At 67.1% G+C, this 26,021-nt stretch carries 18 protein-coding genes; 8 read left to right on the forward strand and 10 right to left on the reverse strand.

What is annotated here, in order from left to right; all coding sequences use genetic code 11:
- Positions 1–7: 7 nt before the first annotated feature.
- The 3 genes from B2W22_RS15405 to B2W22_RS15415 all read right to left on the reverse strand — a co-directional run bounded on the left by B2W22_RS15405 (position 8) and on the right by B2W22_RS15415 (position 3,397).
- Positions 8–1,276, reverse strand: coding sequence for a carboxylesterase/lipase family protein (locus B2W22_RS15405; RefSeq protein WP_286938481.1), 1,269 nt, complete (start codon positions 1,274–1,276; stop codon positions 8–10).
- 186 nt (positions 1,277–1,462) lie between these two features.
- On the reverse strand, positions 1,463–2,413 hold the full coding sequence (locus B2W22_RS15410; protein WP_175123565.1) for an adenosine deaminase: 951 nt from the start codon (positions 2,411–2,413) through the stop codon (positions 1,463–1,465).
- Positions 2,414–2,461: 48 nt separating this feature from the next.
- Positions 2,462–3,397 carry a LysR family transcriptional regulator gene (locus B2W22_RS15415; protein ID WP_286938483.1) on the reverse strand — a complete coding sequence of 312 codons (936 nt, stop codon included), beginning with the start codon at positions 3,395–3,397 and terminating at the stop codon, positions 2,462–2,464.
- A gap of 124 nt (positions 3,398–3,521) precedes the next feature.
- On the opposite strand from B2W22_RS15415, the gene B2W22_RS15420 reads away from it, so the two are divergent.
- The 6 genes from B2W22_RS15420 to B2W22_RS15445 all read left to right on the forward strand — a co-directional run bounded on the left by B2W22_RS15420 (position 3,522) and on the right by B2W22_RS15445 (position 8,799).
- Positions 3,522–4,283 carry a hypothetical protein gene (locus B2W22_RS15420; RefSeq protein ID WP_286938485.1) on the forward strand — a complete coding sequence of 254 codons (762 nt, stop codon included), beginning with the start codon at positions 3,522–3,524 and terminating at the stop codon, positions 4,281–4,283.
- 43 nt (positions 4,284–4,326) lie between these two features.
- The gene (locus tag B2W22_RS15425; RefSeq protein ID WP_175183902.1) at positions 4,327–4,692 is read left to right on the forward strand and encodes a sel1 repeat family protein; all 366 of its coding nucleotides are present in this window, start codon (positions 4,327–4,329) and stop codon (positions 4,690–4,692) included.
- A 78-nt stretch (positions 4,693–4,770) separates the two neighbouring features.
- Positions 4,771–6,129 (forward strand): MATE family efflux transporter, encoded by a 1,359-nt coding sequence (locus B2W22_RS15430; RefSeq protein ID WP_286938488.1) that lies wholly within the window; start codon positions 4,771–4,773, stop codon positions 6,127–6,129.
- A gap of 72 nt (positions 6,130–6,201) precedes the next feature.
- On the forward strand, positions 6,202–7,770 hold the full coding sequence (locus B2W22_RS15435; protein ID WP_286938490.1) for a lytic murein transglycosylase: 1,569 nt from the start codon (positions 6,202–6,204) through the stop codon (positions 7,768–7,770).
- A 223-nt stretch (positions 7,771–7,993) separates the two neighbouring features.
- The gene (locus B2W22_RS15440; RefSeq protein WP_175123560.1) at positions 7,994–8,539 is read left to right on the forward strand and encodes a GNAT family N-acetyltransferase; all 546 of its coding nucleotides are present in this window, start codon (positions 7,994–7,996) and stop codon (positions 8,537–8,539) included.
- A gap of 47 nt (positions 8,540–8,586) precedes the next feature.
- Positions 8,587–8,799 carry an oxidoreductase-like domain-containing protein gene (locus tag B2W22_RS15445; protein ID WP_286938493.1) on the forward strand — a complete coding sequence of 71 codons (213 nt, stop codon included), beginning with the start codon at positions 8,587–8,589 and terminating at the stop codon, positions 8,797–8,799.
- Positions 8,800–8,809: 10 nt separating this feature from the next.
- Here B2W22_RS15445 and B2W22_RS15450 read toward each other — a convergent pair whose 3' ends face one another.
- The 7 genes from B2W22_RS15450 to B2W22_RS15480 all read right to left on the reverse strand — a co-directional run bounded on the left by B2W22_RS15450 (position 8,810) and on the right by B2W22_RS15480 (position 16,989).
- Positions 8,810–9,247 (reverse strand): acetyltransferase, encoded by a 438-nt coding sequence (locus B2W22_RS15450; RefSeq protein WP_175123558.1) that lies wholly within the window; start codon positions 9,245–9,247, stop codon positions 8,810–8,812.
- 36 nt (positions 9,248–9,283) lie between these two features.
- Positions 9,284–11,023: a peptidase M14 gene (locus B2W22_RS15455; RefSeq protein WP_286938495.1), complete on the reverse strand. Its 1,740-nt coding sequence runs from the start codon at positions 11,021–11,023 to the stop codon at positions 9,284–9,286.
- Positions 11,024–11,062: 39 nt separating this feature from the next.
- Complete coding sequence (locus tag B2W22_RS15460; protein WP_286938498.1) at positions 11,063–11,929, reverse strand: ABC transporter permease; 867 nt, start codon at positions 11,927–11,929, stop codon at positions 11,063–11,065.
- Between the two features lie 5 nt (positions 11,930–11,934).
- Positions 11,935–12,858, reverse strand: coding sequence for an ABC transporter permease (locus tag B2W22_RS15465; protein WP_175183897.1), 924 nt, complete (start codon positions 12,856–12,858; stop codon positions 11,935–11,937).
- Positions 12,859–13,036: 178 nt separating this feature from the next.
- Positions 13,037–14,563: an ABC transporter substrate-binding protein gene (locus B2W22_RS15470; protein ID WP_286938501.1), complete on the reverse strand. Its 1,527-nt coding sequence runs from the start codon at positions 14,561–14,563 to the stop codon at positions 13,037–13,039.
- A 50-nt stretch (positions 14,564–14,613) separates the two neighbouring features.
- Entirely contained in the window at positions 14,614–16,467 is a 1,854-nt protein-coding gene (locus B2W22_RS15475; protein ID WP_349679458.1) for a dipeptide ABC transporter ATP-binding protein, read from the reverse strand.
- Positions 16,468–16,476: 9 nt separating this feature from the next.
- Positions 16,477–16,989 (reverse strand): winged helix DNA-binding protein, encoded by a 513-nt coding sequence (locus B2W22_RS15480; protein ID WP_054415947.1) that lies wholly within the window; start codon positions 16,987–16,989, stop codon positions 16,477–16,479.
- Positions 16,990–17,371: 382 nt separating this feature from the next.
- Between B2W22_RS15480 and B2W22_RS15485 the strand changes: the two genes are divergently transcribed.
- The gene (locus B2W22_RS15485; protein WP_254594957.1) at positions 17,372–19,042 is read left to right on the forward strand and encodes a ShlB/FhaC/HecB family hemolysin secretion/activation protein; all 1,671 of its coding nucleotides are present in this window, start codon (positions 17,372–17,374) and stop codon (positions 19,040–19,042) included.
- Positions 19,043–19,070: 28 nt separating this feature from the next.
- The coding region (locus B2W22_RS15490) for a filamentous hemagglutinin N-terminal domain-containing protein (protein ID WP_286938504.1) at positions 19,071–26,021 on the forward strand (6,951 nt) is incomplete at its 3' end.

Consider the following 26,021-nt stretch of genomic DNA (forward strand, 5'->3'; position numbering starts at 1 on the left):
AGCGAGCTCAGGCCAGGATCTGCATGTGTGGCGCTTGCGGCCAATCCGGCGCATCGCCGCGGATGAACGCCAGCCATGCGGTCTGGGTCTGGCGCGCCAGTTGCTCGCCCTGCGCGGCAGGCAGTCCCGCCAACATCGGGGCATCGGCAAATGCCTGCAGCGTGTCGAACACGAACGGCAGTTCGATGCAGTGGCAGGCGCCGAAGCGGTCCGTCGGCGCGACATCAAAGCGCGCCAGCCAGGCGTTGCGGCCTTGGGCCACGGCCTGCCGGGCCCAAAGCCGGGAGGGCGCGCCGAACACGGCGTCGCCCATCTCCTGGCTGGCGGCGTCGGTGCCGTGGTCCGGGAACGCGGCCATTTCGTCGCGCGTGTAGCAGACCAGTACGTCCGCGCGGCCCGCGGCGGTCAAGAGCGCCGGGGCGATCTCTTTCGGCAGCACCTGGCCGTCCAGCACCGGCGAGAACAGGCTGCGGCTGCTGCCTTCGGCCCGCAGGGCCTGCACGACCTCGGGCGCCTGTTGCGCCGCCAGCAACGCGGACACCGGCAGCTCGCGCGCCGCCGAAAGCGAGTCGGCGCCGGCCGCGCGCAGAAAGACCTGTCCCAGCGCGTCGGCCTGCTGCGCGCTGCGAAAGCCGCGGCCCAGCGCGGCGCTTTGCAGGATGGCGCGGGAGAAGCGCGGCTGGCGCGCCAGCATGGCGCAGATCGACGAGGCGCCTGCCGATTGGCCCATGACCGTGATGCGCGCCGGATCGCCGCCCAGATCCTGGATGTGGTCCAGCACCCAGTCGATCGCCAGTTCCTGATCCAGCAAGCCGACGTTGGCCGTTTGCCCGGGCACGTACAGCCAGCCCAGTGCGGCCAGCCGGTAGTTGACGGCCACGACCACTACGTCGCCGCGTTCGGCCAGGCGGGCGCCGTCGTACCAGTCCAGCGCGCCGCCGCCGCTCTGCCAGGCGCCGCCGTGCAGCCAGACGACCACGGGCCGGCGCTTGCCGTCTGCCGCAGGCGTCCAGACCGTCAGGTGCAGGCAGTCTTCGGATTGTTCGGCGTCGAAATCGCCCATGGCGCCGCGCAGGCGCGAGGGCAACTGCGGCGGGACGGGGCCGGTACCCGTAGCGTCGAATTCGCCGCGAATGTCCGCCGGTTGCGGCGGTGCAAAGCGCAGTTCGCCCACGGGCGCCTGCGCATACGGAATGGCGCCATAGCGGCACACGCCGCCGTCGCGCACGCCAACCAGCGTGCCAGTGCGCAGCGCCGCCTTCACGCGTTCACTCATATTCCTGCCCCTTGTATCGTTGTTCATCGTCCAGCGGCGGCAATCTGTGCTGCCGCCGGACTAATGGTAGGGAGGAAAGTGCCGCGCCGGGCATTCCGGTTTTGAACATAGCCATGCGCAACACGCATGGCTGGATGGGGACTGTCCGGACCGTCGCGACCCGGATCCCGCCATCGGAACCTTCCGCTATTTAGCGATGCGTGCGTCCAGGCTGTTGTCCGCCAGCGCCTGCGCCTGCTCGCGCGTCATGCCCAGGTGTTCGTGGAGCGCGTGGAAATTCTCGGTGACATAGCCGCCGAAGTAGGCGGGGTCGTCGGAGTTGACCGTGACCTTCACCCCGGCATCGAGCAGCGACAGGATGTTGTGCTCGCGCATGTGATCAAACACGCGCAGCCGGGTGTTGGACAGCGGACAGACGGTCAGCGGAATCTGCTCGTCGATCAGGCGCGCGATCAACTTCGGGTCTTCGGCGGCACGCACGCCGTGGTCGATACGCAGCACCTTCAGCAGGTCCAGCGCCTCCCAGATGTATTCGGGCGGGCCTTCCTCGCCCGCATGCGCCACGGCCGGCAGGCCTTCGGCGCGCGCACGGTCGAACACCCGCTGGAAGAGGCGCGGCGGAAAGCCTTGCTCGCTGCTGTCCAGGCCCACGGCGATGAAGGCGTCGCGGTACGGCAGTGCCTGCTCCAGCGTACGCATCGCCTGTTCTTCGGGCAGGTGGCGCAGAAAGCTGAGGATCAGCCCGCTGGTCACGCCCAGTTGCTTGCGGCCGTCAGCCAGCGCCTGGCTGATGCCGTTCAGCACGGTTTCGAACGGCACGCCGCGGTCGGTGTGGGTCTGCGGATCGAAGAAGGGCTCGGTGTGCACCACGTTCTGCTCGTGGCATTTGAGCAGGTAGGCCCACGTCAGGTCGTAGAAATCCTGCTCGGTGCGCAGGACGTCCGCGCCCATGTAGTACAGGTCCAGGAATTCCTGCAGGTTGTTGTAGTTGTAGGCGCCGCGCAGGGCGTCGATATCGGGCCAGGGCAGCGCCACGCCGTTGCGTTGCGCCAGCTTGAAGAGCAGCTCGGGTTCGAGCGTGCCCTCCAGATGCAGGTGCAATTCCGCCTTGGGCAATGCGTTGAGCCAGTCGTACATGGGTGCTCCGGTATGAATGAGGTGCGTGTTCGGGATGCGGCGCGCGGTTCATGCGGCCAGCGCGATGCCATCGGCCTGGATGGTGCGTTCGAGCTGGGCGGCGAAGGCGCGCGCCTGACGGGTGCTGGGGCGGTCGCGGCGCCAGATGGCGGCAAGGGGCGACCTGCGCAGGGCGGGACTGGCCGGCAGCACGGCGAGTTCGCCGCGCGCCTGCCGGACGGCTGCGACGCTGCCGGGCAGCATCCACAGGTAATGTCCGTCCACGAGTAATTCGCGGCCGAATTCCAGCGACAGGACGCCGATCATATCCGGAATCGCCAGACCGGCCTGGCGCAGGGACAATTCCAGCTCGCCGCGGATGCGGCTGCCGGGCAGGGCGGTGATCCACGGATAGGCCACGTAATCGGCCAGCGTGGCCTGCGGCAGGCGCGTCAGCGGATGGTGCGTGGCGCAGGCCAGCACCACCGGATCCTCCAGCAGGGTGGTCGACCGGTAGATCTCCGGATTCACGGTGGACGAGAAACGGCTGATCAACACGTCCAGCGCGCCGGCGTCCAGGTCCTCGATCAGCCGTTCGTGCGTGCCGATCTCGATGGTGAGCGTGATGCGCGGATGCGCCTCGCGGTAGTCGCGCGCGGCCTGCGCCACCGGCCAGCCCGCAAACATGGAAAAGCAGCCCACGGTCAGGCTGCCTTCTTCACCGCGCGAGACGGCGGCCAGGTCGACCTCGGCCTTGCGAAAACCGGTCAGCAACTGCCGCGCGTGGCGGCACATGGCGTCGCCCAGCGGCGTGCAGGTCGTGCCCTTTGCCGTGCGCTCGAACAGCCGCGCACCCACCAGCTCCTCGATCTCGGCGATCGCGCGGGACAGGCCCGATTGCGTGCTGTGCAACTGCGCCGCCGCCTTGGACAGGTTGCCCAATTCGGAGACGGTCAGCACGATCTCCAGGTGCCGGATGCGAAGTTTGCCTCGGAACGGTGTCATGGCGCAGGGGAGCGGAAGCGATTTGCCGATTATTCTCCCGTCCCGGGCGCTTGGCAACGCAGTGCGGGATTCGGGATATAGTTCGACGCCTGCATGGGCTTCGGCTTGCAACGGGAGAGCGGCATTGACTTTGAAGGAGCGGGGCGGCTGGTGTGCCGCGCAATGCGTCACCCAGCGTGAAGGCTGGCCTAACGCCAAACGTGCCGGCGTCCTCGCAACGATCACCTTGCTGGCCGCGGCGCTGGCCGGCTGCACCGTGTCGCGCGTGGACGAGGTCGCCGTGAGGTGGCCGTCCTTCAAAGACAACACGCAAGTCCTGTTGCCGTCGGATCCGGCGCAATGTCCCGACCTGACCGGCACTTATCGCGCCCAGGGCGAACGCCGCGCGGGCGATGCCGACGCTGTCCTGCTCGAAGACCTGCGTGGATTTTTGCTTTACCCCTTGGATCTGCCGGGCATGCGCGATGCGCCGCTTCCGGCGTGGAAGCCGTCATCCCGCTCGACCGTTTCGTTCGTCGCCGATGCGCGCGGTTGGCAGATTGAGACGCACGATGGGCAAGGTGCGCACGAGGCCGCGCTACTTGCGGTCCACGACGACGGCGCCAGCTCCATGGTCTCGGGCGGCGAGCCCATGCGCCCCGGCAACACGATCTGGCGCGCTGCCGGTTGCACGCAGGGCCGGCTATGGATCAGCGTGCGGCATGATTGGCGCCAGCATGAATCCATGGGCGTGCGGCGCCACGTTGCCGTTCTGCGCAAGGACGCGGGCGGGCTGCTGCTGACGGTGCAACGCGAGTCCGACAGCATCGGAATGCTGCTGCCCTGGTACACCAATCGCGGCGATTTGTTCCAATACTGGTTTGCGCCCGCCGCCAATCATCCCTGAATTCCGCGGGCGCGAGCCTGCCTTCATCGAGACCGAGAAAAACATGACCGCCAAACGGCTTTTTACCTGGACCTTCTTTTTTGCGCTATTCGTGGTGCTGGTCGCGCTGTTCTGGCGCCAGTTGTTCATACAAACCCCGCCCTCGCTGCGCGAGCTGGGCGGCACCATCGAGGGCGGCAATGCCCACATCTATGGCGAATCGCCGCGCCAGGACGGCATGGCCGAACGGGCGATGCTGGCTGCGGCGCAGCGCGGCGAGCCGGGCGCCCAATACATGCAGGGCCTCGTCATGGAGCACTTCGACATGAAGGAAGCGTTGCGCTGGTACGAGGCCGCCGCGGCCCAGGGTTATGAACTGGCGGTGCAGCGCCTGGCGCAATTGCGCGACGCGCCGCAGGCTGCGCAATAACGGCACGCAAACAACGCCGCGCAATGGCCCCGCGCCAGTAATGCCGCTCACGCCTCATCGCGCAATGGCAGACTTGCCTTGAACGCACCCGCATCCCACGCCCGCTTCGTGACCGGCCCGCTCGGCGGGCACGTGCTCGAGATGATCCTGACCGGCTGGGCCAGCATGCTGGCCGTCTTCGCCGTGGAGTTCCTGTCGCTGCTTTACCTGGGCACGCTCGAGGACGAAGCCGTATTGGGCGCGGTGGGCTTCGGGTCCATGACGCAATTCACCATCACGTCCGTCTGCATCGGCGTCACGGTGGGCGGCGCGGCGCTGGTCTCGCGTGCGCTTGGCGCCCAGGACGCCGGCCGGGCGCGCACGCTTGCGGGCGCGTCGCTGATCCTGATGGCGGCTGCTGCGGTGGCGGCGGGCGCGATGTTTCTGGCGGCGATCGGCCCGTTTACCGCCGCCATTGGCCTGGCCGAAGACGTGCGCGACCATTTGCTGTCGTACGTGCTCATCACCACGCCGTTCGCGGTGGTCATGGGTATCGGAATGATGCTGTCGAATCTGCTGCGCGCGGCCGGCCAGGGGCGGCAATCGATGTGGGTGCTGCTGGCCGGCACCGGCACGGTCGCCGTGCTCGACCCCATCGTCATCTTCGTGCTGGACGGCGGCATGGAGGGCATTGCCTGGGCCGGCGGGGTGGGGCGCGTCGCCACCGTGGTGCTGGGCGCCTGGCTGGTGTTCCGCAAGCATCGGCTGGTGACCTGGCCGCCTGCGCGGGAACTACGCGAGCACCTGGGCGCCATCGGCAATATCGCCTTGCCTGCGGCGCTGACCACCCTGGCCACGCCGGCGGCGGTCATCTTTACCGTCTCTACCTATTCCAGCTTCGGTCCCAGCGTGCTGGCGGGCGCCACGGTGGTCGACCGGCTGCTGCAACTGGCCTATTCGCTGTTCTTCGTGCTGCCCGGCGCCATCGGCCCGATCCTCGGGCAGAACCTGGGGGCCGGCCACTGGGACCGCGTGAAGGCCACCGTGGCGCTTACGACGCGCTGGGCGTTGCTGTATGGGTTTTCGGCGGCTGTCGTGCTGGCGGTGCTGGCGCCGTGGATGCCGGATGTCTTCCGGGTCACTGGGCCCGGGCGCGACCTGATCGTCTTCTTCTGCCGCGTCGGCAGCTTTGCGTGGGCGCTGAACAGCCTGTTCTTCGTCGCGATCTCGGTGTTCAACAACCTGGGATACGCCACGTATTCCACCGCTATCGGCTGGCTGCGCGCCACGGTGGGCACCATACCCTTCGTGTGGCTGGGCGCGCACCTGGGCGGGCCCGAGGGCGTGATGCTGGGGCAGATGGGCGGCTTTGCGATTTTCAGCCTGATTGCGATGTGGCTGTGCCGGCGCGTGTTGCGCGCGCCACCGGCGGGATTCCAGCACGGCGCGGCGGCCTAGCCGGGGGGCGCGTTCGATTTCGGCGGCTGGTCGCGGTACGATCCCGGCTGACTTCGATTTTTCAGGAAAGCCATGCGCCAGAGTTTCTCCCGTCCTCGAATCGACAGCCTTTCCCGCGTGCTGCTGGCCGCGGCATTGACCGCCGCTGCCGCCAGCGCCGCGCAGGCGCAGTCGCCCGGATCGGCCACCGGATCGCGCGCCCAGACGCCCGCGCCGGAGCAGCAACAGCCCGTGCTCAAACCCAAGCGCAGCTTCGACGATACGCCGGCGCCGGCCGCGCATGCCGCGCCCGCTGCGGCACCCGCCGCTTCTGCGGCCCCAGCCGCCGCGCCGGCTGCGCCTGCCGCGCCTGCTGCTGCCGCTGCGCCGGCTGCGTCTGCAACGCCCGCCGCCACCGCCACCCCGGCCGCCGCCGCCGCCGCCGCACCGACCGTCATCGTCCCGACCGAGCTCGACACCAAGGCCTGCATCGACAAGCTGCGCAAGGGCGCCACGGCGAACGGCCTGACCGTCGCCGACTGGGACAAGTACACGGCCAACGCCACGCTGCTGCCCACGACCGTCGCGTCGGCCAAGGGTCAGCCCGAGGGCCGCGAAAGCTGGTGGGACTACATCGCCAAGACGGTCGACGACGAGCGCGTGCAGGACGGCAAGGCCGTGCTCTCCAAATATGGCAAGGAGCTTGGCGCCATCAGCCAGCAATACCAGGTTGACCCCGCGACGCTGGTCGCCATCTTCGGCATCGAAACCAACTACGGCCGCCAGGTCGGCAAGACCGATGTCCTCAATGCCTGGCTGACGCGCGCTTGCACCGAGAACAAGCCGCTCTGGGAAAAGAACGCCTACGCGTCCGTACGCCTCTTGCGCGACGGCACCGTGCCCGCCGACAAGTTCGTCGGATCCTGGAGCGGCGCGTTCGGCATGACCCAGTTCATTCCGACTTCGTTCTACGAACTGGCTGCCGACGGCGATGGCGACGGCCGCATCGACCTCTACAACTCGCTGCCCGACGCGCTGGCCTCCACGGCAAACCATCTGCGCAAGCGCCGCGCCCAGTGGACGCATGGGTTGCCCGCCGTCGTGGAAGTGCGCGTGCCGGCCGAGCTGGCCGCCGCGATCCCGCCCGAGCCCGACGCCGAGTACGTGGGGTCCAAGGACCGCCGCACGATCGCCCAATGGGCGCAGGCCGGCGTCAAGCAAGGAGACGGCTCGGTGTTGAAGCTGCCTTCGGGCAACGACCAGCAGGCGTACCTGTTTGCGCCGACCGGCGCGCGCGGACCGGTGTTCCTGGCCACGGTCAATTTCGACGCCATCCTGCACTACAACCAGTCGCGCCGCTATGGCCTGGCCGTGTCGCTGTTGCTGAACCGCCTGCAAGGCGGCCCGGCGCTGGTGACCGCATGGCCGACCGACGATCCCGGCCTGTCCCGCGCGCAGATCAAGGAACTGCAGAAGCAGCTTTATGGCCGCGGCCATGACATCGGAGTGGCCGACGGCATCCCGGGCGGCAAGACGCGCGATGCCGTGCGGGCAGAGCAGGCGCGCCTGAACCTGCCGCAGGACGGCCGGGTGGGCAAGCGTATCCTGGACGCGCTGGTGGCGGAACAGCCCGCCGCCATGCGTGCGTATCCCGAGCAATAAGCGGGGCGCCGATGGCGCAGCGGCGGGCCGCGGCGAATCCGCTGCGGCCTTGGCCAACCTCTGCGAGCACGCTGCGGTTTTTCTTCGGAGTCTCGTGGGGCTGCGGCGCGGGTGAGGGTTAGGCGCAAGTGTGCAAGACCGCGCCGGCCGGTATGATCGGCGGGTCCGCCATCCGGACGGCCAGCCCGTCCCCGAACTTCGTCCGCCATCGCCTCCGACTCCCATGCCGTCCGCCGAGTTTCCCGACGATTTCCAGACCCTGCGCCTGTCCGCCAGCCGGATGTCCCAGGCGCATTTGCCGTTCATGATCGAAATGCACGCCAATGCCGACCTCATGCAGTCCATGGGAGGCACGCGCGACGCGGCGGCCAGCCGGCGCTATGTGGCGCAGAACATCGTCCACTGGACCGAGCATGGCTATGGCATGTATGTGCTGCAAGACCGCGACACGGGCCGGCCCGCGGGCCGCGCGGGGTTGAAGGTGTCCACTGCGCCGGGGCGGGCCAGCGTTGAACTGGCCTATGCCTTGCATCCCGACTGCTGGGGCAAGGGTTTCGCGCCGGAGATTTCGCGTGCGCTGATCGGGCTGGGGTTTCGCCTGCTGCCCGTCGACGTGCTGGGCGCCGTGGCGCTGCGTTCAAACCTGGCGTCGCAACGCGTCATGGAAAAGACCGGGTTGCGTTATGTCGGCATGACCGGCGACGCGCCGGAGCCCAAGGTCTGCTACGAAATCCGCCGCGCGGACTGGCGCAAGCGGGAAGGTGTGTGAGGGCGCGCAACGCGCCCGAGCTGGGTGCGCGGCGCTAACATGGCGCGATGAGCACGAAGAAACCGACTGGCGGCAAGTCGAGCCCCGCCGCAACATCCAACGACGACCCGCCGCCTGTTCCGCCCGAGCGTCCCGCGCCTGACGAATGCTGCAACAGCGGCTGCATCCCCTGTGTCTATGACCTTTACGACGAAGCGATGGACCGCTACCGCGAAGCGCTGAAGGCATGGCGCGCGCGGCACAAGCCGCACGGCAACTGAAGCGGATGCTTCAGCCGGCAAGCTTCATGTGGATGATGGGGAAGGGACGGCCCGAGTCGTCGTAGGCCGAGCGGCCCACGTCCTGAAATCCGTAGTGCTTGTAGAAGCCATGCGCCTGCGGATTCTGCTCGTTCACGTCCACCAGCAGCGTGCCGTGCAGCGATCGCGCAAAATTCAGCAGGCGGCGGCCAGCGCCTTTGCCTCGCTTGTTGGCATCCACGAACAGCATCTCGACCTTGTTGCCGGTCAGACCCATGAAGCCGGCCACTTCGCCGGCATCGTCCTCACAGACCCAGACCCTGACGGACGGCAGGTACGTGTTCAGCACCTGCGGGTACATGGCCTGGATTTCCTTTTCAGTCAGAAAAGTGTGGGTGGCGCGCACCGAACGGAGCCAGATGTCCACCAGGGCCAGATCGTCGCCGTGGTTGCGTTCTCGGATTTTCATTTTCTTGTTGCTTGGGTGTCAGACACCGGTAAGCCGCTAAAGCCCGGCGCGATACAGGTCCGTGGCTGCCAGGACGGTTTCCATCTGCACAGTATGCGCGAAAACGAATCGGTCTCCGTAGACCGTTTCATCCGGAAACTCCGAAATCAGCGCCATGGGTAGTTCCTCGCGATCGGTCTCCGTGACCTGCACGGGGATGCCGTTAAGCACGTCAAAACCCTTTTCGAGCGCATGCGCATGAAAGAGTTCCAACTGCCGCGCGTTGAACTCCACCAGCCCCGGCACGTTGCGCGCCAGTCGCGCGGTAACGCCTTCGATCAACCGTTGAGCGCGATCGCCCCATCCCGGATGATGGCGCAGGACCAGGAAGAACCCCTTGGGAATAGTCCACAGCTCGAAGTGGCGCGGCAGGTAACCCGACAGCGGACGCGTCCATTCGTGCGCGGGATAGCCATGCAGGTTGATATGCAGCTGCGCGCCGCTGATCGCATGCGCCTGGTGACGGCCTTCCCGTTCGAAAAACGGCGCGCGTTCGCGGTAGGCGATGTCGTCGCCCAGTGCGCTGTAGCGCGACGCGTGCAGCATGTGGCGCGGGTGGTGCTCGCGCAGCCGGTTGAAGAGGGCATAGCCGTCCGGGTTCTCGGAGGCGATCAATGCGAAATGCGCGTCGCCGCGTGCGGCCAACGCCTCGGCCGCACGCAAGGCGCCCACGACACCAGAGGTTTCGTTGGCATGCTGCGCGCCGGAAATGAAGACGGCCGGGCCGGACCCGCGCACATAGGTGCCCAACACGGGTCGGCCTTGGCGTGACACGGCTTGGAAGGTGTCGCCGCCAAAGGCCGCCATGCAGCCGGCGATCTGCGCGGCCGACAACGGCTCTCGGGCTTGCGCCAGCGGACCGGGAAGCGCGGCCGGCGTCACGGGAGCGACCGGGGCGAAGGGCTCCACGGAGATCTGCACGCGCGGCGCGCCGTCGTGACGGCGGATGTCGGGAATGATCTGGCCGGGTTGCAAGCCGCGGTCGCCGGAGGGGCGGCCGGAATGCTGCTGAAAGTGCTCCAGCAGCGAGAAATAGATGTCCTCGTGCAGCGCTTCGAACGTGCTGACGATTTCCTCGTCCACCGGCAGGGCGAAGTCGATGCCGGGCAGATCCACGCGGATTTCCAGCCGGTCGAAATACGGCTCGTGCGCACCCCACGTGTGGTTGCGAACCGTGTCCAGGATGCTGCGAAAGAGCAACTGGTACTCGGTGGCCTGCGCGGCATCGGTCTGCACGGCGCCGCTGGCGTCCAGTACGCGCAACCAGCCGGTAGGCGACAGCTCCGGCGTGCCGTCCGGCGCATGCCCAAGCTGGTTCGGCGCGAACACGCGGGTGTCGAGCGTGCGGCCGTCGGCATACGACAGGTGCACGTCGTAGTGCAGGTCGTCGGCGCCGGGCAGCATCGTCACGCGCACGTCTTTCAGCAACGCCACGAGCGGATAGGCCTCCAGCGTGAAGCGCTTGGCCTGCGCGTGTTCGTGCAGCGGATAGCGGATCTCGGCCGAGACCAGGCCCTCGCGCTCCACCTCTTCAAGGAAATAGTGCACGAGCGGTTTGTACGCGCTGCGAAAGCGCGCCGTCACGCCCGCCTGCTCAAGCTTGGCCTGCGCGGCGCGCCGGGCGTCCACGCCTTCGAACACCCAGCCTTCCACGACCGCGCCACGCCAGGCCGGCGCCATGTAGGCGTGTGTCCAGGCGTCCAGCGTGCGATCGAAACTCTTGTCCAGCAACGACATACTCAACATTCCTTCCGGCCCGTGGCGCGGATCGATTCTTCAGACCTTGCCGGTCGGGTCCAGGCGGTCGCGCAGCCAGTCGCCCAGCAGGTTCAGGCCCAGCACCGTCAGCATGATGGCCAGGCCGGGAAACACGCTGACCCACCAGGCCGTCTGCATGTACGTGCGGCCGTCGGCAAGCATACCGCCCCAGCTCGGGATCATGGGATCCACGCCCAGGCCCAGAAAGGTCAGGCTGCTTTCCAGCAGGATGTTGTTGGCCACGTTCAGCGTCATCAGGATCACCAGCGGACCCAGCAGGTTGGGCACGATGTGGTGGCGGATCATCGCCAGGTCGCGCACCCCGAAGGCGCGCGCGGCCAGCACGAACTCGCGCTCGCGCAACGCCAGCACCTGCGCCCGCACCAGGCGAGCGTACTGCACCCATTGCGACACGATCATGAAGAAGATGACGTTGAACAGCCCGCCGCCCAGGATGGCGATGAACGTGATTGCCACCAGGATGAAGGGCAGCGCCAGCTGCACGTCGGCAAAGCGCATCACGATCATGTCCCAGAAGCCGCGGTAGTACCCGGCGATGAGACCCATCACGATGCCCAGCAGCGCGCCGCCCAGCACCGAGGCAAAACCCACCAGCAGCGAAATCTTGCCGCCGACGATCACGCGGGCCAGCACATCGCGGCCCAGCGGATCGGTGCCGAAGGGATGGGCGGCCGACGAGAAGGGCGCCATCAGGCGGGCGGCCAGGTCCATCGATTCGCCGCCGTCCGGAAACAGCCAGCCGGATGCCAGCACCAGCAGGACCATGACGCCGGTCAGAAGCGCGCCCAGCACGAATTCGAGCGAGCGGTAGCGGCTGCGCGGCTTCATGGCCTGGGGGGCGGCGGGGGAAGTGGTTGTCTGCATGATGCTCAGCGCGTGCGAATACGGGGATCGACAATGCCGTAGGCGATGTCGACGATCAGGTTGACCAGGACGATGACGGTGGCCAGCACCGTGACGGTGCCTTGCAGCACGGGATAGTCGCGGCCGGAAATGGCGTCGAAGGCCAGCGTGCCCAGCCCGGGCCAGTTGAAGACCATCTCGATCACGACGATGCCGCCGATCAGGCCGCCGAATTGCAGGCCCAGATACGTGATCAGCGGAATGGCGCAATTGCGCAGCGCATGCTTGTACAGCACGATGCGCTCTTTCAGCCCCTTGCTGCGCGCCACCATGATGTATTGCGCCGAGAGCGTCTCCAGCATCGTCGTGCGCACCAGCCGGATATTGGTGGCGCTGAGAATGATCGCCATGGTCAGCGACGGCAGCACCAGGCTGGCCGGCCCGCTCCAGCCGGACGGCGGCAGCAGCGGGAAAGTAATCGACAGCAGCAGCACCAGCATCAGCGCCAGCCAGAAATTGGGGAAGGACAGGCCCACCAGCGACAAGATGCGGATGGCCTGGTCGGTCGCCTTGCCGCGCTTGATCGCCGCCTGGATGCCCAGCGGCAGCGAAATCAGGATGGACACGAGGAGCGACGTGAACGCCAGCATCAGCGTCGCGGGCAGCGCATCGCCGATCAGCTTGGCGACCGGCGTGCCGCCCATGAAGCTGCGCCCGAAATCGCCATGCAGCAGCCCCTGCATATACGACAGATATTGTTCGTGGAACGGCCGGTTCAACCCGAGCGCCTGCCGGATGTTGGCCAGGTCCTGTTCGGTCACGCTGCCTGACCCCTGGCTCAGCATCAGAGCAGGGTCGCCGGTCAGGCGCACGGCATAAGAAACAAGCAGCGTCACGGCCACGATCACGAAGACGGCCTGCAACACGCGTTTGATGAGAAATCCGGTCATAAGGCGCCGCACCGGCTTGCACCGGTGCGGGAAAAGGGTGTTAACGCGGCATCGATTCGCACCGATGCCTCAACGGAGCACATCCCAGCGGGATGCCGCGGATCCGGGCTCCGCCGGTCCGCAGGCATGCCCCTGGGGGAAGCGCGAAGCGCTCGGGGGGGACTTACTATTCGGGGACTTACTCAATGGTGGTTTCGACGAAACGGAAGCGGATGTCGCCGGGGACTTCCAGGTTCTTCACGCGCTTGTTCACGCCCACGATCGTGTTCAGGCTGTACAGCGGCAATTCCAGCGCCTGATCGGCCACGTACGCGGCGATCTCCTGCAGCATCCCTTCGCGCTTCTTCACGTCATAGACCGTGCGTTGCGCTTCCAGCATGGCGTTCAGCTTTGGGTCGTTGTCGTACGGATTCCACTTCTGGCCCGAGTGGTACATCAGGTACGCGGTGTTGTCGTAGTCGTACGTCCAGCCGCCCCATTGGTTCTGCCACATTTCGCCGGTCTTGCCGCCGGGGATGATGTCGTTGAGCAGCACGCCGGTTTCATACGGCTTGATGGTGGCGCGCACGCCCACGCCCTGCAGGTAGCCCGACACGGCCTGCGCGACTTCGCGGAAGTTCGAATCGCTGCCGCGCACGTCGATCTGCACCGTGGCGCCCGGCTTCACGCCGGCGGCGGCCAGCAGCTTCTTGGCTTCGGCGGGATTGAAGGGCAGGGGCTTTTGCTCGGGGTTGAAGCCAAACGACTGCGGGCCCTGGAAGCTGGCGATCGTCTTGGCCTGGCCCAGCAGCAGCTGCTTGACGATGGCGTCGCGATCGACCGCCATGATCAGCGCACGGCGCACGTCGCGGTGCTGCGTGATGCCGTTCTTGGTGTTGTAGCGCAGCGCGAAGGCCACCGGACCGCCAGTGGAAATTACGTCGGCATTGCCCGACTTCTTCACCGTTTCGATCAGGCCCAGCGGGATCAGCGTGGCGATGTCGATGCGGCCGGCCTGCAGCTCGGCGACCTGCGTGCCGGGTTCGCCGATGAAGCGGTACACGACCTTGTCCAGCTTCGGCTTGCCGCCCCAGTAGTCATCGTTACGCGCCAGCGTCACGTTGACCTTGGGCTGGTAGCTGTCGAACTTGAACGGGCCCGTGCCGACCGGGTGCGTGTTGAAGTTGTCCTCGCCCTTCTCAGTGATGTACTTGGGCGGCACGATCATCGCGCCGTAGCCCGCCAGCTTCGTCAGCAGCACCGGATCCGGCTGCTTCAGGATGAAGTCGACCGTGTACTCGTCCACCACCTTGACCTCGCCGATCGAGTCGTAGTTTGACTTCTGCGGGCCCTTGGCGCCTTCCGCGCCCAGCAGGCGCTCGAAGGTGAACTTGACGGCTTCGGCGTTGAAGGGCTCGCCGTTGTGGAACTTGACGCCTTCACGCAGCTTGAAGCGCAGACGCTTGTTGTCGTCCAGGTATTCCCAGCTGGTGGCAAGGCCCGGCTGCAGCTTCAGGTCGGCGCCGCGCATGGTCAGACCGTCGTACAGATTGCTGCCGACCGATCCCCAGAACGTCACGAAGGTGTCGATCGGATCCCAGCTGCCCGGATCCTGGTTGATGGCCACGTTCAGCGTGCCGGCGGCCTGCGCCGTCGAAACGGGCAGCGCGGCGGCGAGGGCCAGGGTCAGCGCGGTGGCGGAGAGGGTGGTGCGAAGGAATTGCATGGTCGCCTCCAGGGACGGGAAATCGGGTCGGACCGACGGATGAAAGAGGTTCAGGCGGCGCGGGCGACCTGATGGCCGGGCGCGAACTCGAAGAGGGGAACGATGGCAGGCTCATCGCCAACCCGGCGCACCGGGCTGGGGATCTCGCCTTCGATCAGGGACGTGTCGATGTGGCGGCCGGGCTCGGCCACCGGCACCGCAGCCAGCAGCTTGCGCGTGTAGGCATGTTGCGGCGATTCAAAGATCTGGCGGCGCGTGCCCAGCTCGACGATCTGGCCCAGGTACAGCACCGCGACCCGGTGGCTGACCTTTTCCACCACCGCCATGTCGTGCGTGATGAACAGATACGACAGCCCACGGTCTTTTTGCAGATCCATCAGCAGGTTCAGGATCTGCGCCTGGATCGACACGTCCAGCGCCGACACGGATTCGTCCGCGATGATCAATTTAGGATTGCTGGCCAGCGCGCGCGCGATGCACACCCGCTGGCGCTGGCCGCCCGAGAATTCATGGGGATAGCGCGTGGCGTGTTCGGGCTTCAGTCCCACCTGTTCCAGCAGCTCGCCCACGCGGCGGGCAATGGCGTCTTCGCCGGCCAGCAGGCCATGCGTGCGGATCGGTTCGGCGATGCTGAAGGCCACGGTCTTGCGCGGATCCAGCGACGCATACGGATCCTGGAAGATGTACTGGATTTCCTGGCGCAGGCGCTGCCGGCCGGCAGTGTCCATCGAGAAAATGTCCTGCCCGTTGTAGCGCACGGCGCCGGAAGTCGGCGCCACCAGCTGCTGCAAGGTCTTGCCGATGGTGGACTTGCCGCTGCCGGATTCGCCCACCAGCGCCAGGGTCTCGCCGGGGTAGACGTCAAAGCTGACCTGCTCCACCGCATGCACGCGGTGCGTCACGCGGCCGAACAGGTTGTGGCCCACGTCAAAACGCGTGGTCAGCTTGTCCACGCGCAGCACGGGTTCATCGTAGGAAGCGGTGTCCTGCTCGCGGGTCTCGCCCACCTCGCGCAGCGTGTCGCCTTCCAGCACGGTTTGCGGCGTGCGCAGCGGCAGGTCGCGGCCAGTCAGGCTGCCCAGACGCGGCACAGCCGCCAGCAGCGCGCGCGTGTACGGATGCTTGGGCGCGTTGAAGATGTCTTGAACGGTGCCTTGCTCGACCTTCTTGCCGCGCAGCATCACGACCACATCGTCCGCCATCTCGGCCACCACGCCCATGTCGTGGGTGATGAAGATGACGGCCGTGCCCAGGTCGCGTTGCAACTCGCGGATGGTGTTCAGGATCTGCGCCTGGATGGTGACGTCCAGCGCCGTCGTCGGCTCGTCGGCGATCAACAGACGCGGCTGGCACGACAGCGCCATCGCAATCATCACGCGCTGGCGCATGCCGCCGGACAACTGGTGCGGATAACGGTCCAGCAGTTGTTCGGCGTCGGGCAGGCGCACCTTTTCCAGCAACTTGCGTGCGGACTGGCGCGCCGCGGAGCGTGACAGCTGCTGGTGCAGCATGATGGCTTCGACGATCTGGTCGCCGATCGTGAACACCGGGTTCAGCGACGTCATCGGCTCCTGGAAGATCATCGCGATGTCGTTGCCGCGAATCGCCCGCATCTGTTCGTCGCTGGCCTGGGTCAGATCGACCTCGCGATCGTCGCCGTCACGGAACAGGATCTGGCCGGTGGAAATGCGTCCGCCGTTGTAGTCGGTCAGGCGCATGATCGCCATCGACGTGACGGACTTGCCCGAACCGGACTCGCCCACGATCGCCAGCGTGCGGCCGGGCCGCACGTCGAAATCCAGGTTGTCGACGGCGCGAAAGCCGCCGGTGTCGGTATTGAAGTCGACCGAGACGCCGCGCACGGACAGCAGCGGAGCGGAAGATGAGGCGGTGGTGCTAGACAACGTGGATTCTCACAGCGAGGTGGCGGCGCGGGCAGCCTGGTCGTACAGGCCCGAGAGGGCGCGCAGGGTGTTGGCCAACTGATGGCTGGCGTCGTCTGCGGCGGGGGAGTCGATGAATGGCTTGACGAGGCACTGCTCGCGCACTTCGGCGTAGCGCTGGATCGCGGCTGCGCCGGCGTCGGTCGTGGTGTAGATCACTTCCTTGCCGGTCTTGGCGCTTTGAACGACGCCCAGACGCTCCAGCTTCTTGAGCGAATAGTTCACCAGATGGGTGTCTTCGACATTCAGGGTGAAGCAGATGTCCGCCAGTTTCTTTCCCCGGCCCCGATGGAACACGTGGTTGAGCACCAGGATGTCCAGCGACGTGAGTTCGGGCAGTCCCGCGCAGGCCATGCAACGCACCATCCAGCGATTGAACGCATGCGACGCGATGATCAGGCCGAATTCGACCTCGGACAGCTCAGGAGCGGACGACGCGAGGTGGGAAGACGAAACGATGGCGTCCCGGACGGATACAGGCATGGGTGAGTCAGGCAAGGGGACGGATCGGCGACAAAACGTTGGTGAATTATTGACGATTTGTCGATATGGGTGCATTCGGGTTAACCCGGTCTGAGCTTTCGGATTTCTCTGATTCCGGGGTGCCAGGGCGGCGATTTACAAATGCGTTCCTCGCGAAGGCTGTTCGGACGAATGTCAACAGAGACACGGTCCTGAGGCCTGCGCACTCCCCACATCGCCTATCCCACCTAAGCAAAAAATGCCCGAAAACCATGCTGGTCAACGCTCGGACGCGGCCGTTCCGACGCGGCGGTGCGTACACCAACGCCGCCTGGCGGCTGTCCACACTTGGCCCGGCAGACGATCACGGCAGTGCTGGCTGGCAAAGGGGATCTGGGCGGCAGTGTTCGCGGCTGCAAGCGCCGGCCCCGTCCTGGGCCAGCCGGCATCGCAAACCGCTCAGCCGGCAACGGAAATCCAGCGCCGGCAGGAACAGGAGATCGACGCGCACCGCGCCCTCGCGGCGGAGCGGCCCGACATCCTGTCGGCGCCGTCCGTGGACGTCGCGCGCGAGTTGGCGCTACCGGAGGAAAGCCCGTGCTTTGCCGTGCGGGAAGTCATCTGGGAGGGCGCTGAACCGCCGGCACGCCTGACCAGCGCCATGGTGGCTGTGCTTGGCGAATGCGTCGGCGGCCGCGGGCTGCGCGCGCTGCAGGAACACCTGATCGGCTTGCTGCTCGATGACGGCCTGATCACCGCGCGGGTCGTCGTGCCCGAACAATCGCTGGCGGCCGGCTCGTTGACGCTGCGGTATCTGCCGGGCCGCATCTCCGCTGTGCAAAGCCTGGGCGCCATCGGCTGGTGGCGCACGGCGCTGCCCACGGGCCCGGGCGGCGAACTGAACCAGCGAGACCTGGACCAGGCGCTCGAGAACATCCGCCGTCTTGGCAGCCAGACCGACGCCGCCATCGACATCGCGCCAGGCCCCGACGCGGGCGACTCCGACATCGTCATCAAGCCCGGCACGGGCAAGCGCTGGCATGGCTATCTGGGCGGCGACAACGGCGGCATGGACACCGTCGGCAAATACCAGATCAATGCCGGCCTGACGCTGGATTCCCCGCTGTTCCTATACGACCAGCTGTCGGTCTCGTGGAACAGCAATGCGCACTGGCGCGACGCCGACTCCAACACACGCGCGGCCTCCGTCAACTACAGCCTGCCGTTTGGCTACTGGACCGTCTTCGCGGGCGCCAGCAAATCCACCTATCGCCAGACGGTGGCCGGCTTTGAAGAACCCATCGTCTATGGCGGCACCACCAAGCAGATCCAGGCGGGCGTGTCGGTCGTGCCGTACCGCGGCACCGCCTACAAGGGCAATCTGTCGCTCACCATGCTGCGCAAGCGCACGGATAGCACCCTGAATGACGTAGCCATCGACGTCCAGCGCCGCGACGTCACCGGCTACGAGATCGCCTACGGGCATCGCCATTACGTCGGCCGCGCGGTGCTCGACATCGGCGGCGGCGTGCGCGGCACGTTGCCGCAGTTCTCCGACGCACCCGGCTACGTCTACGGCGATCCTGACTGGAATGGGCGCAGCACCATCCTCACCGCCAACGCAGGGCTGCATCTGCCGTTCCAGATCGCCGAGCAATCCCTGGCCTATCAGGCCAACTGGCAGATCCAGCACGCCAAAACAGCCGTCGTGCCCGCCGACTATTTCACGATCGGCAACCGTTACGCCGTGCGCGGCTTTGACGGCCAGATGACGCTCGCTGCCGAAGACGGCTGGACGCTGCGCAACGACCTGTCGTTCAACCTTGACGCGCTCACTGGGTTACCCGGACAGCAGCTCTATGCCGGCATCGACGTCGGCCGAGTGGGCGGCCCCTCCGCCGCCTATCTGTCGGGCCGAACGCTGGTCGGCGCCGTCGCCGGTCTGCGCGGACAGTTCTCCATCCCGACCGTCAACGCCAGCTACGACCTATCCGCGGGCTGGCCGCTCAAGAAACCCGAATCTCTCGACACCGCATCGACCGTCATCGCGATGGTCTTGATGCTCGAGTTCTGAATCCGCTGTTCCCCGTCAGGTACGCATGATGTCCAAGCTTCGTTCGTTGATCGTCTGGTCCATCGTCTTCACGCAAGTCTGGATGCCCGTGCTTGCGCAGACGCTGCCGATTTCGGTGGACAAGCGCGTGCCCGGGCAGAAGCCGATCGTTGGCGTCAGCAACGGCGTGCCCGTTGTGAACATCGCGCCGCCGTCCGCCGGCGGGGTCTCCAACAACCGCTACACGCAATTCAACGTGGGACCGTCGGGCGTGGTGCTGAACAACAGTGGCGGCGCCAGCCAGACGCAATTGGCCGGCCAGGTGGCCGGCAACGTCATGCTGGGCAACAAGCGCGCCACCACCATCCTGAACCAGGTCACCGCGCCCAACCCGTCGCAACTGATGGGCACGCTGGAAGTCGCCGGCAACCGCGCCAACGTCATCGTCGCCAACCCGGCAGGCATCACCTGCGACGGCTGCGGCTTCCTGAACGCGGACCGCGCCACGCTGACCACGGGCCGCCCGCACGTCGGCCCTGACGGCAACATCGCGCTGGACGTTGCCGGTGGCAAGCTGCGCGTCGAAGGCGAGGGGCTGAACGGCACCGCCGCCAGCCAGGTCGACCTCATCGCCCGCACGCTGGAGATCAACGCCGGCGTGTGGGCCGACCGGCTCAACGCCACGGCGGGCGCGGCGCGCGTGGATTATGCGACGGGTAACGCGACGGCCCGCGCGGGCGAAGGCCCGGCGCCCGTCGTGGCGCTGGACACCGCGGCGCTGGGCGGCATGTACGCCAACAGCATCCGGTTGATCGGCACCGAAGCCGGCGTCGGCGTGAACGTGGGCGGCGACCTGATCGCGCTGACCGGCGACCTGGAGGTCAGCGCATCCGGCGACGTCCGCATTGCACCCAGCGCCGCCATGCAGGCGGGACGTGATCTGCGGCTGGCGTCGGGGCGCGATGTGGCGGTCGACGGCGCGGTGCAGGCCGCGGGCAACGTGGCGCTGGTGGGTGGGCGTGATGTTGGGATCACCGGCGTGGTGGGCGCGGGCGGCTCGGTTGATGTGAATGCGGCGGGCGATGTGAAGGTGGCCGCGCAAGGGGCGTTGCAGACTCAAGGTGCGCTGCGTGTCGCGGCGGGGCAGGATTTGGCGCTGGGCGGGTCGCTGGTGATCGGTGGGGAGGATGTCCGGGTTGAATCCGGGCGCGATCTGCGGATCGGGGGGGATACGCCGCCTGCGGGTGAGTCTGGTTCGGAAGGCGTGGGCAATTCGGGCGGCGCTGGTTCGGGCGGTTCGATTGGCGGTGGCTCGAATTCGGGCGGTTCGAATTCAGGCGGTTCGAATTCGGACGGTTCCAATGCCGGCGCTGGCAACAGCGCGGGTGCGGAAGGCGGCACTTCTAACGCCGCCAGCGGCGCGGCGCAGGCCGGCACGGACGCCAGCGGTCTGGTCACGGCCAAAGGCGCCATTGCATTGAAGGCCGGACGTGACGTCGTGCTGCCCGGACAGCTCACCGCAGTCGGCGCACTGCATGCGCGGGCTGCCGGTGATCTGACCGCAGGTGCGACCGCGCAACTGCAATCGGGCGGACCCGCCCAGATCCGAGCCGGCGCGGATCTCAGTCTTGGCGGCCTGGTTGGCGCGCGCGGCGACATCACGCTGATGGCGGGGCGCGACGCGAGCATGACGGGCAAGGGATCGTCCACCGGCCGCGTCGCCCTCGACGCCACGCGCAACCTGCGCATCGACGCGCCCACGCAGTGGGACGCCGAAGGCGCGGTGGTGGTGAAGGCAGGCGGGGCTCTGGCGCAGGCCGGCACGCTTCGCGCCAACGGCGACACCACGCTCACGGCAGGCGAAACATTGGCGGTCGACGGCACGGTCTCGGCCGCGTCCGGCAACATGAATATCTCGGCAGGAGGCGACGTCTCCATCGGTTCGAAAGCCCAGGTGGCGGCGGCCGGTAACGTTGCCCTAAACGCCGGCGGCGATCTGCAAAGCGCGGGCGAAGTCACCTCCCTGAAAGACCTGTCGCTGCAGGGCGCGCGCAACGTCCAGCTCGACGGCGCAACGCTTGCCACCGGCAATCTGCGGCTGCAGGCGGGCAAGACCCTGACGGCCTCGTCCGCATCGCGCATTCAAGCGGACGGCTCGGCCACAATCGCGGCTGGCGAGGCGTCGCTCGCGGGCGCATTGATCGCAGGGCATTCCGCGCAGCTCAACACACAAGGCATTCTGCGCGTGGACGGCACGGTGCTGGCCGACGCCGGCACGTTGAAAGCCGTCAGCGGCGGCGACATGATGCTCGGCAAGGACAGCGTCCTGCAGTCCGCGCAGCAATTGACTGGTCAGGCTGGCGGCAAGCTGATCGCAAACGGCACCATCTCTGGTGAAACCGACATCCGGCTCTCCGCTGGAATCGACGCCCAACTGAACGGCATGACGGTCGCCAACGGCACGCTTCGCGCCGACGCGGGCGGTGATCTGACGGTGGGCCAGGACGGACTCGCGCAGGGCAGCGCGAATCTGCATCTGGGCGCGGGCCAGGACCTGCGCGTCGCAGGCACGGCCGGTACCGCGCAATCGGCGGCAGGTGCAGGCATCTCGCGATCGGCGACAGGCTTCGGCAGCGCGCACTCGGCGGTGGGCGCAGGCGCGCAATCGGCGACAGGTGCAGGTACCGCGCAATCGGCGGCAGGCGTCGGCACTGCCCAATCGGCGGCGGGCCCAGGCGGTGTGCTGCGGGCCGAGGCGGGCCGCGATCTCTTCGTGACCGGCCTCGTCACAGCGGGCACGCCCGCGAGCCTCTCAGCCGCGCGGAATGTCGGCATTGACGGCACGGTCGCGGCGCTTGTGGGCGACCTGACGGCCGGCGCGGGCGGACAATTGCGAGTCGGCGCCACCGGACGCATGCAAGCCGCACAGAACCTGACTGCGGCATCCGGCGGCGACCTGGCGTCCGACGGCGCCATCGTCGCGGGCGGCGGCCTGACACTCGCGGCCATCGGTGATGCCCGTTTTGGCGGCACCGCCGCCGCACTCGGCGAGGCGGGCACGGGCAACCTGCTGCTCACCGGCCGCGACGTGTCCGTCGAGCAAGGCGGCCAGGTGCAGGCCGCAGGCACGTTCACCGCACAAGCCCAACGCGACCTCGCCGCTGCCGGCGCACTGGCGTCGGTCGGCGACATGACGCTGGCCGCCGCGCGCGATGCACGCGTGGACGGCACGGCCGCCAGCGACGCGAACCTCACGCTCACCGGCCGCAACGTCGCCGTCGGCGCAGCAGGCTTGACGCAGGCCGCCGGCGCGCTCACGTCCACCGCGCAAGGCACGTTGATTGCCGCCGGCAGCATGCTGGCCGGCATCGCACAGACGCTCACTGCCGGTGATGGCATGACCATCAACGGCACCGTCGCCGCATTGCAGGGCGACCTGGCGTTCATCACGCTGCGCGGCGACCTCCTGATGGGCGCCGCGTCGACCCAACAGGCCGGCGCGGCATTGACCGCCTCCGCAGGCGGCGCTCTGAAAGCAATCGGTTCCGCTGCCGCCGGCCAAGGGATGACGCTGCGCGCTGGCACCGATGCCACGCTCGGCGGCATCGCCGCCTCCCAGGCCGGCAATGTCACCGTCGACGCCAAGGGTGCGTTGACCACAACGGCCGATGGCCGCATCCAATCCGCTGCCAATATCGACTTGCAATCCGGTGGTCTGCTGCACAACGCAGGCGTCATTTCCGCGGTCGGCGTCGCCAATCTGGTGTCAGACACCGGTCTGAACAACACCGGCTCCGTGCTTGCGGGCGGCGACGTCAACGCCACGTCGCTTGGCGCGCTGACTAACAGCGGCCGCTTAATCGCCGGCGTCGGCGATGATGGCACGCTCAGCCTGCCCGGCAGCGCCAAACTCACCGCAGCCTTCATCACCCACCCCGGCATCAGCGCGGCCGGCAAGAACATGACGCTGACGGCAGGCGGCATGGACCTGTCCAACGGCAACCTGTCGTCCATCGGCAAACTCGCGCTGATATCGCCGGGAGACATTGCCACGCTCCCGCGCACCTCGCCCGGAGACATCACCACGCGCAACGCGGTGCTGCACGGCGGCAGCCTCGACATCGACGCCGTCAACCTGCGCAACCAAGACGGCAAGCTGACCTCCGCGGGCGACGCCACGCTGAAACTGGGCGGTGAGCTCGACAACACCAACGGCCTGATCGCCGCCGCGGGCGACACCCGCATCGACGCTGCGCGCATCGGCAATGCCGGCGGCACGCTCGCGGGTTCGAACGTGACCCTCGTCGCGACCGGCGCCGTCACCAATCAAGGCGGCCTGATCCAGGCCGACGACACCCTGACCCTGAACGCCGCCAGCCTGGACAACCACGCCACGCTGACCGCAGCCGGAGCACCGCCCAAAGGCGTGCTCGCCAAAACCGCCACCATCGTGGCCGGTGGCGTCAACAACCAGGCCGGCTCCATCAGCGCCAGCCAGGACCTGACCCTCGACACCACAGAGGTCGACAACACCGGCGGCGAAATCGCGGCCGGGCGCTACGCGACGGTCAAGGCGGCGGTGCTGAAGAACGCCCAGGGCAAGGTGTTGGCGGGCGAACGCCTCGCCGTCACGATCCAGGCGCTGCAAGGCCTGGGCCTGCTGCAATCCACGCAGGATCTCGCGTTCACCTACACCGGTTCGCTCAACCAGACCGGCGACATCGCCGCGGGCCGCGACCTCACGCTGTCGGTGGGCGGCAGCATGGACAACAGCGCCACCGTCAGCGCCGGCCGCGACCTGTCCATCACGGCCGAATCGCTCAACAACCAGGCCGGCGGCGAACTGCTGGCCGGACGCAACAACGCCATCGACGTCACGAGCGGCCTGACCAACTCGGGCCTCATCGATGGTGACGCGACCCACATCAACGCAGGCCGCGTCGACAACTTCGGCCGCATCTACGGCAACACCATCGCCATCCGCGCAGGAGAACTGGTCAATGGATCGGGGCCGGGAGGCGGCGCGGTAATTGCGTCGCGTGGTGATCTGGATATCGGCGTCGGGTCGCTCGTGAACCAAGAGCACGGCCTGATCTACGCCGGCGCAGATCTGCGCATCGGCGGCGCGCTGGATGCGATGGGCAAGGCGGACGGGCAGGCTGGGTCGCTCGTCAATGCGGGGGCGACGATCGAGGCGGCGGGGAGCGCGGTGATTTCCACGGTGTCGCTGCAGAACATCAATACGAACTACGCGAGCGAAGAGGTGCTGGTTCAGCAGGTTCCCAAACTGTACGTGACGCCGGCGGGCTCGACCGACATGTACGACATGGCAACCAACTGGTTCTGCGATCAAGTGACGCCCGCTTGCGGAAAAGCGCCGGCGTGGCTGGATGACGATCCGGAACGCAGGTTCCTGTTGCCTTCGACAAAGTACCCGCCATCCCAATATGGTCCTCCGTTCGACTATGCGCCCGCGTACCGGGGGAAAGCAGGAGTGGACGCGCCTATTGCGCCGGCGCGTGCCGCCGATCTGCGTGAATGTCTCATGGGCGGGTTCGCCTCCGAAGACTGCGTGGGGACCACACGTTACGAGGCAGGCGATCGAATCTGGTCTGTTTTTGGCGTGCCCCCACCCGAGGGACATATCCCTCCAATGATCGAGGTCTGCCGAGGCGCCCTGTGCGAGATGGTGTCTCCGCCGGAGCGTGACGCCGCTATTGCGCGAGACGAGGGCAGGCATGACCTGCTGGACGCTCGCATCCGGGAGTTCAACGCAGACTTCAATAGCCGTTTGGTCGGCACCTTCACCTACTACGAAGTCGAAGAGACCATCACCGAGACCCGCACCGTATCTTCCGATCCCGGCAAGATCCTCTCCGGCGGCGCGATGACGCTTGTTGGTACCGTCACCAACGATAAGAGCCAGATCGCGTCGGGCGGCACGCTGTCGGTCAGCGGCCCTGCCATCGACAATATCGGTGCCAGCGGCCAGCGTGTGATCACACGCATCGGCACGGCAACTGTCACTCAGGCTCGAGACAGCGACCGCAAGGAATACTCCGAGCCGTACAACCGCACCCTGACCGCCGAATCCATCGAGCTGCCCGTGGGAACCTCCGGCGGAAACTTGTCGGTCTCCCTCAGCGGCGCTGCGCCCGGCGCCAACGGCGCCACCGCAACCGGCCCGGTCCTGATCGCCAGGCTCGGTCTGCCCAGCGGCAACGTCGTGCGCACCGTTTCCAACCCGGCCACGATCCCCGACAGTCAACTGTTCGCCGTCATCGGCACACCCGACGCACCCTACGTCGTCGCCACCGACCCGCGCTTCATCGGCAACCGCGAGTCCGTCTCCAGCGATTACCTGTTCGGGCTTCTGCAAAAACCCGGCGCACCCGTCGGCAACGCCGGCGCGTCGGGCGCCATCAACACCGGATTGGGGAACACTCCAGGAGGCTTGAACGCTCTGATTCCTGCCGGCGCCAAATTCCTGACCCCGTCGGGTCAACCCCGCCGCCTGGGCGATGGCTTCTACGAACAAAAGCTTGTCGCCGACCAGATCCTGGCCACCACCGGCCAGCGCTTCCTGGAAGGCTTCGGCGACAACGACGGCCAGTACAAGCAACTGCTCGCCAATGGCGCGCAGTTCGCGCTGGATAACGGCATCAAACTCGGCGCCACACTGACCGAAGCGCAACAACGCCAACTCACCACTGATCTCGTCTGGCTGGTCGAACAGACCGTTACGCTGCCCGACGGCACCACCGAGACCGTGCTGGTCCCACAGGTCTACCTGCTAGTGCGCGAAGGCGACCTGAAGGGCGACGGCACTCTCATGGCCGGCCGCGACGTCAAACTCGCCGCCGACGGCGACATCATCAACAGCGGCACCATCGGCGCCCGCGACGCTACCGTCATGACGGCCGCCAACATCGTGAACCAGGCCGGCGGTCTAATCCAGGGCGCCATCGTCGGCCTCGCGGCGCGCGAAGACCTGACCAAT

Source organism: Achromobacter sp. UBA4530, assembly GCF_002388205.1.
Classification (GTDB): Bacteria; Pseudomonadota; Gammaproteobacteria; order Burkholderiales; family Burkholderiaceae_B; genus Achromobacter; species Achromobacter animicus.

Excerpts from the sequence above, each read along its gene's own strand:
- B2W22_RS15410 (WP_175123565.1), bottom strand. The coding sequence starts at position 2,413 with ATGTACGACTGGCTCAACGCATTGCCCAAGGCGGAATTGCACCTGCAT.
- B2W22_RS15480 (WP_054415947.1), bottom strand. The coding sequence starts at position 16,989 with ATGCCTGTATCCGTCCGGGACGCCATCGTTTCGTCTTCCCACCTCGCG.
- B2W22_RS15405 (WP_286938481.1), bottom strand. The coding sequence starts at position 1,276 with ATGAGTGAACGCGTGAAGGCGGCGCTGCGCACTGGCACGCTGGTTGGC.
- B2W22_RS15470 (WP_286938501.1), bottom strand. The coding sequence starts at position 14,563 with ATGCAATTCCTTCGCACCACCCTCTCCGCCACCGCGCTGACCCTGGCC.
- B2W22_RS15435 (WP_286938490.1), top strand. The coding sequence starts at position 6,202 with ATGCGCCAGAGTTTCTCCCGTCCTCGAATCGACAGCCTTTCCCGCGTG.
- B2W22_RS15450 (WP_175123558.1), bottom strand. The coding sequence starts at position 9,247 with ATGAAAATCCGAGAACGCAACCACGGCGACGATCTGGCCCTGGTGGAC.
- B2W22_RS15445 (WP_286938493.1), top strand. The coding sequence starts at position 8,587 with ATGAGCACGAAGAAACCGACTGGCGGCAAGTCGAGCCCCGCCGCAACA.
- B2W22_RS15455 (WP_286938495.1), bottom strand. The coding sequence starts at position 11,023 with ATGTCGTTGCTGGACAAGAGTTTCGATCGCACGCTGGACGCCTGGACA.
- B2W22_RS15415 (WP_286938483.1), bottom strand. The coding sequence starts at position 3,397 with ATGACACCGTTCCGAGGCAAACTTCGCATCCGGCACCTGGAGATCGTG.
- B2W22_RS15440 (WP_175123560.1), top strand. The coding sequence starts at position 7,994 with ATGCCGTCCGCCGAGTTTCCCGACGATTTCCAGACCCTGCGCCTGTCC.
- B2W22_RS15425 (WP_175183902.1), top strand. The coding sequence starts at position 4,327 with ATGACCGCCAAACGGCTTTTTACCTGGACCTTCTTTTTTGCGCTATTC.
- B2W22_RS15465 (WP_175183897.1), bottom strand. The coding sequence starts at position 12,858 with ATGACCGGATTTCTCATCAAACGCGTGTTGCAGGCCGTCTTCGTGATC.
- B2W22_RS15460 (WP_286938498.1), bottom strand. The coding sequence starts at position 11,929 with ATGCAGACAACCACTTCCCCCGCCGCCCCCCAGGCCATGAAGCCGCGC.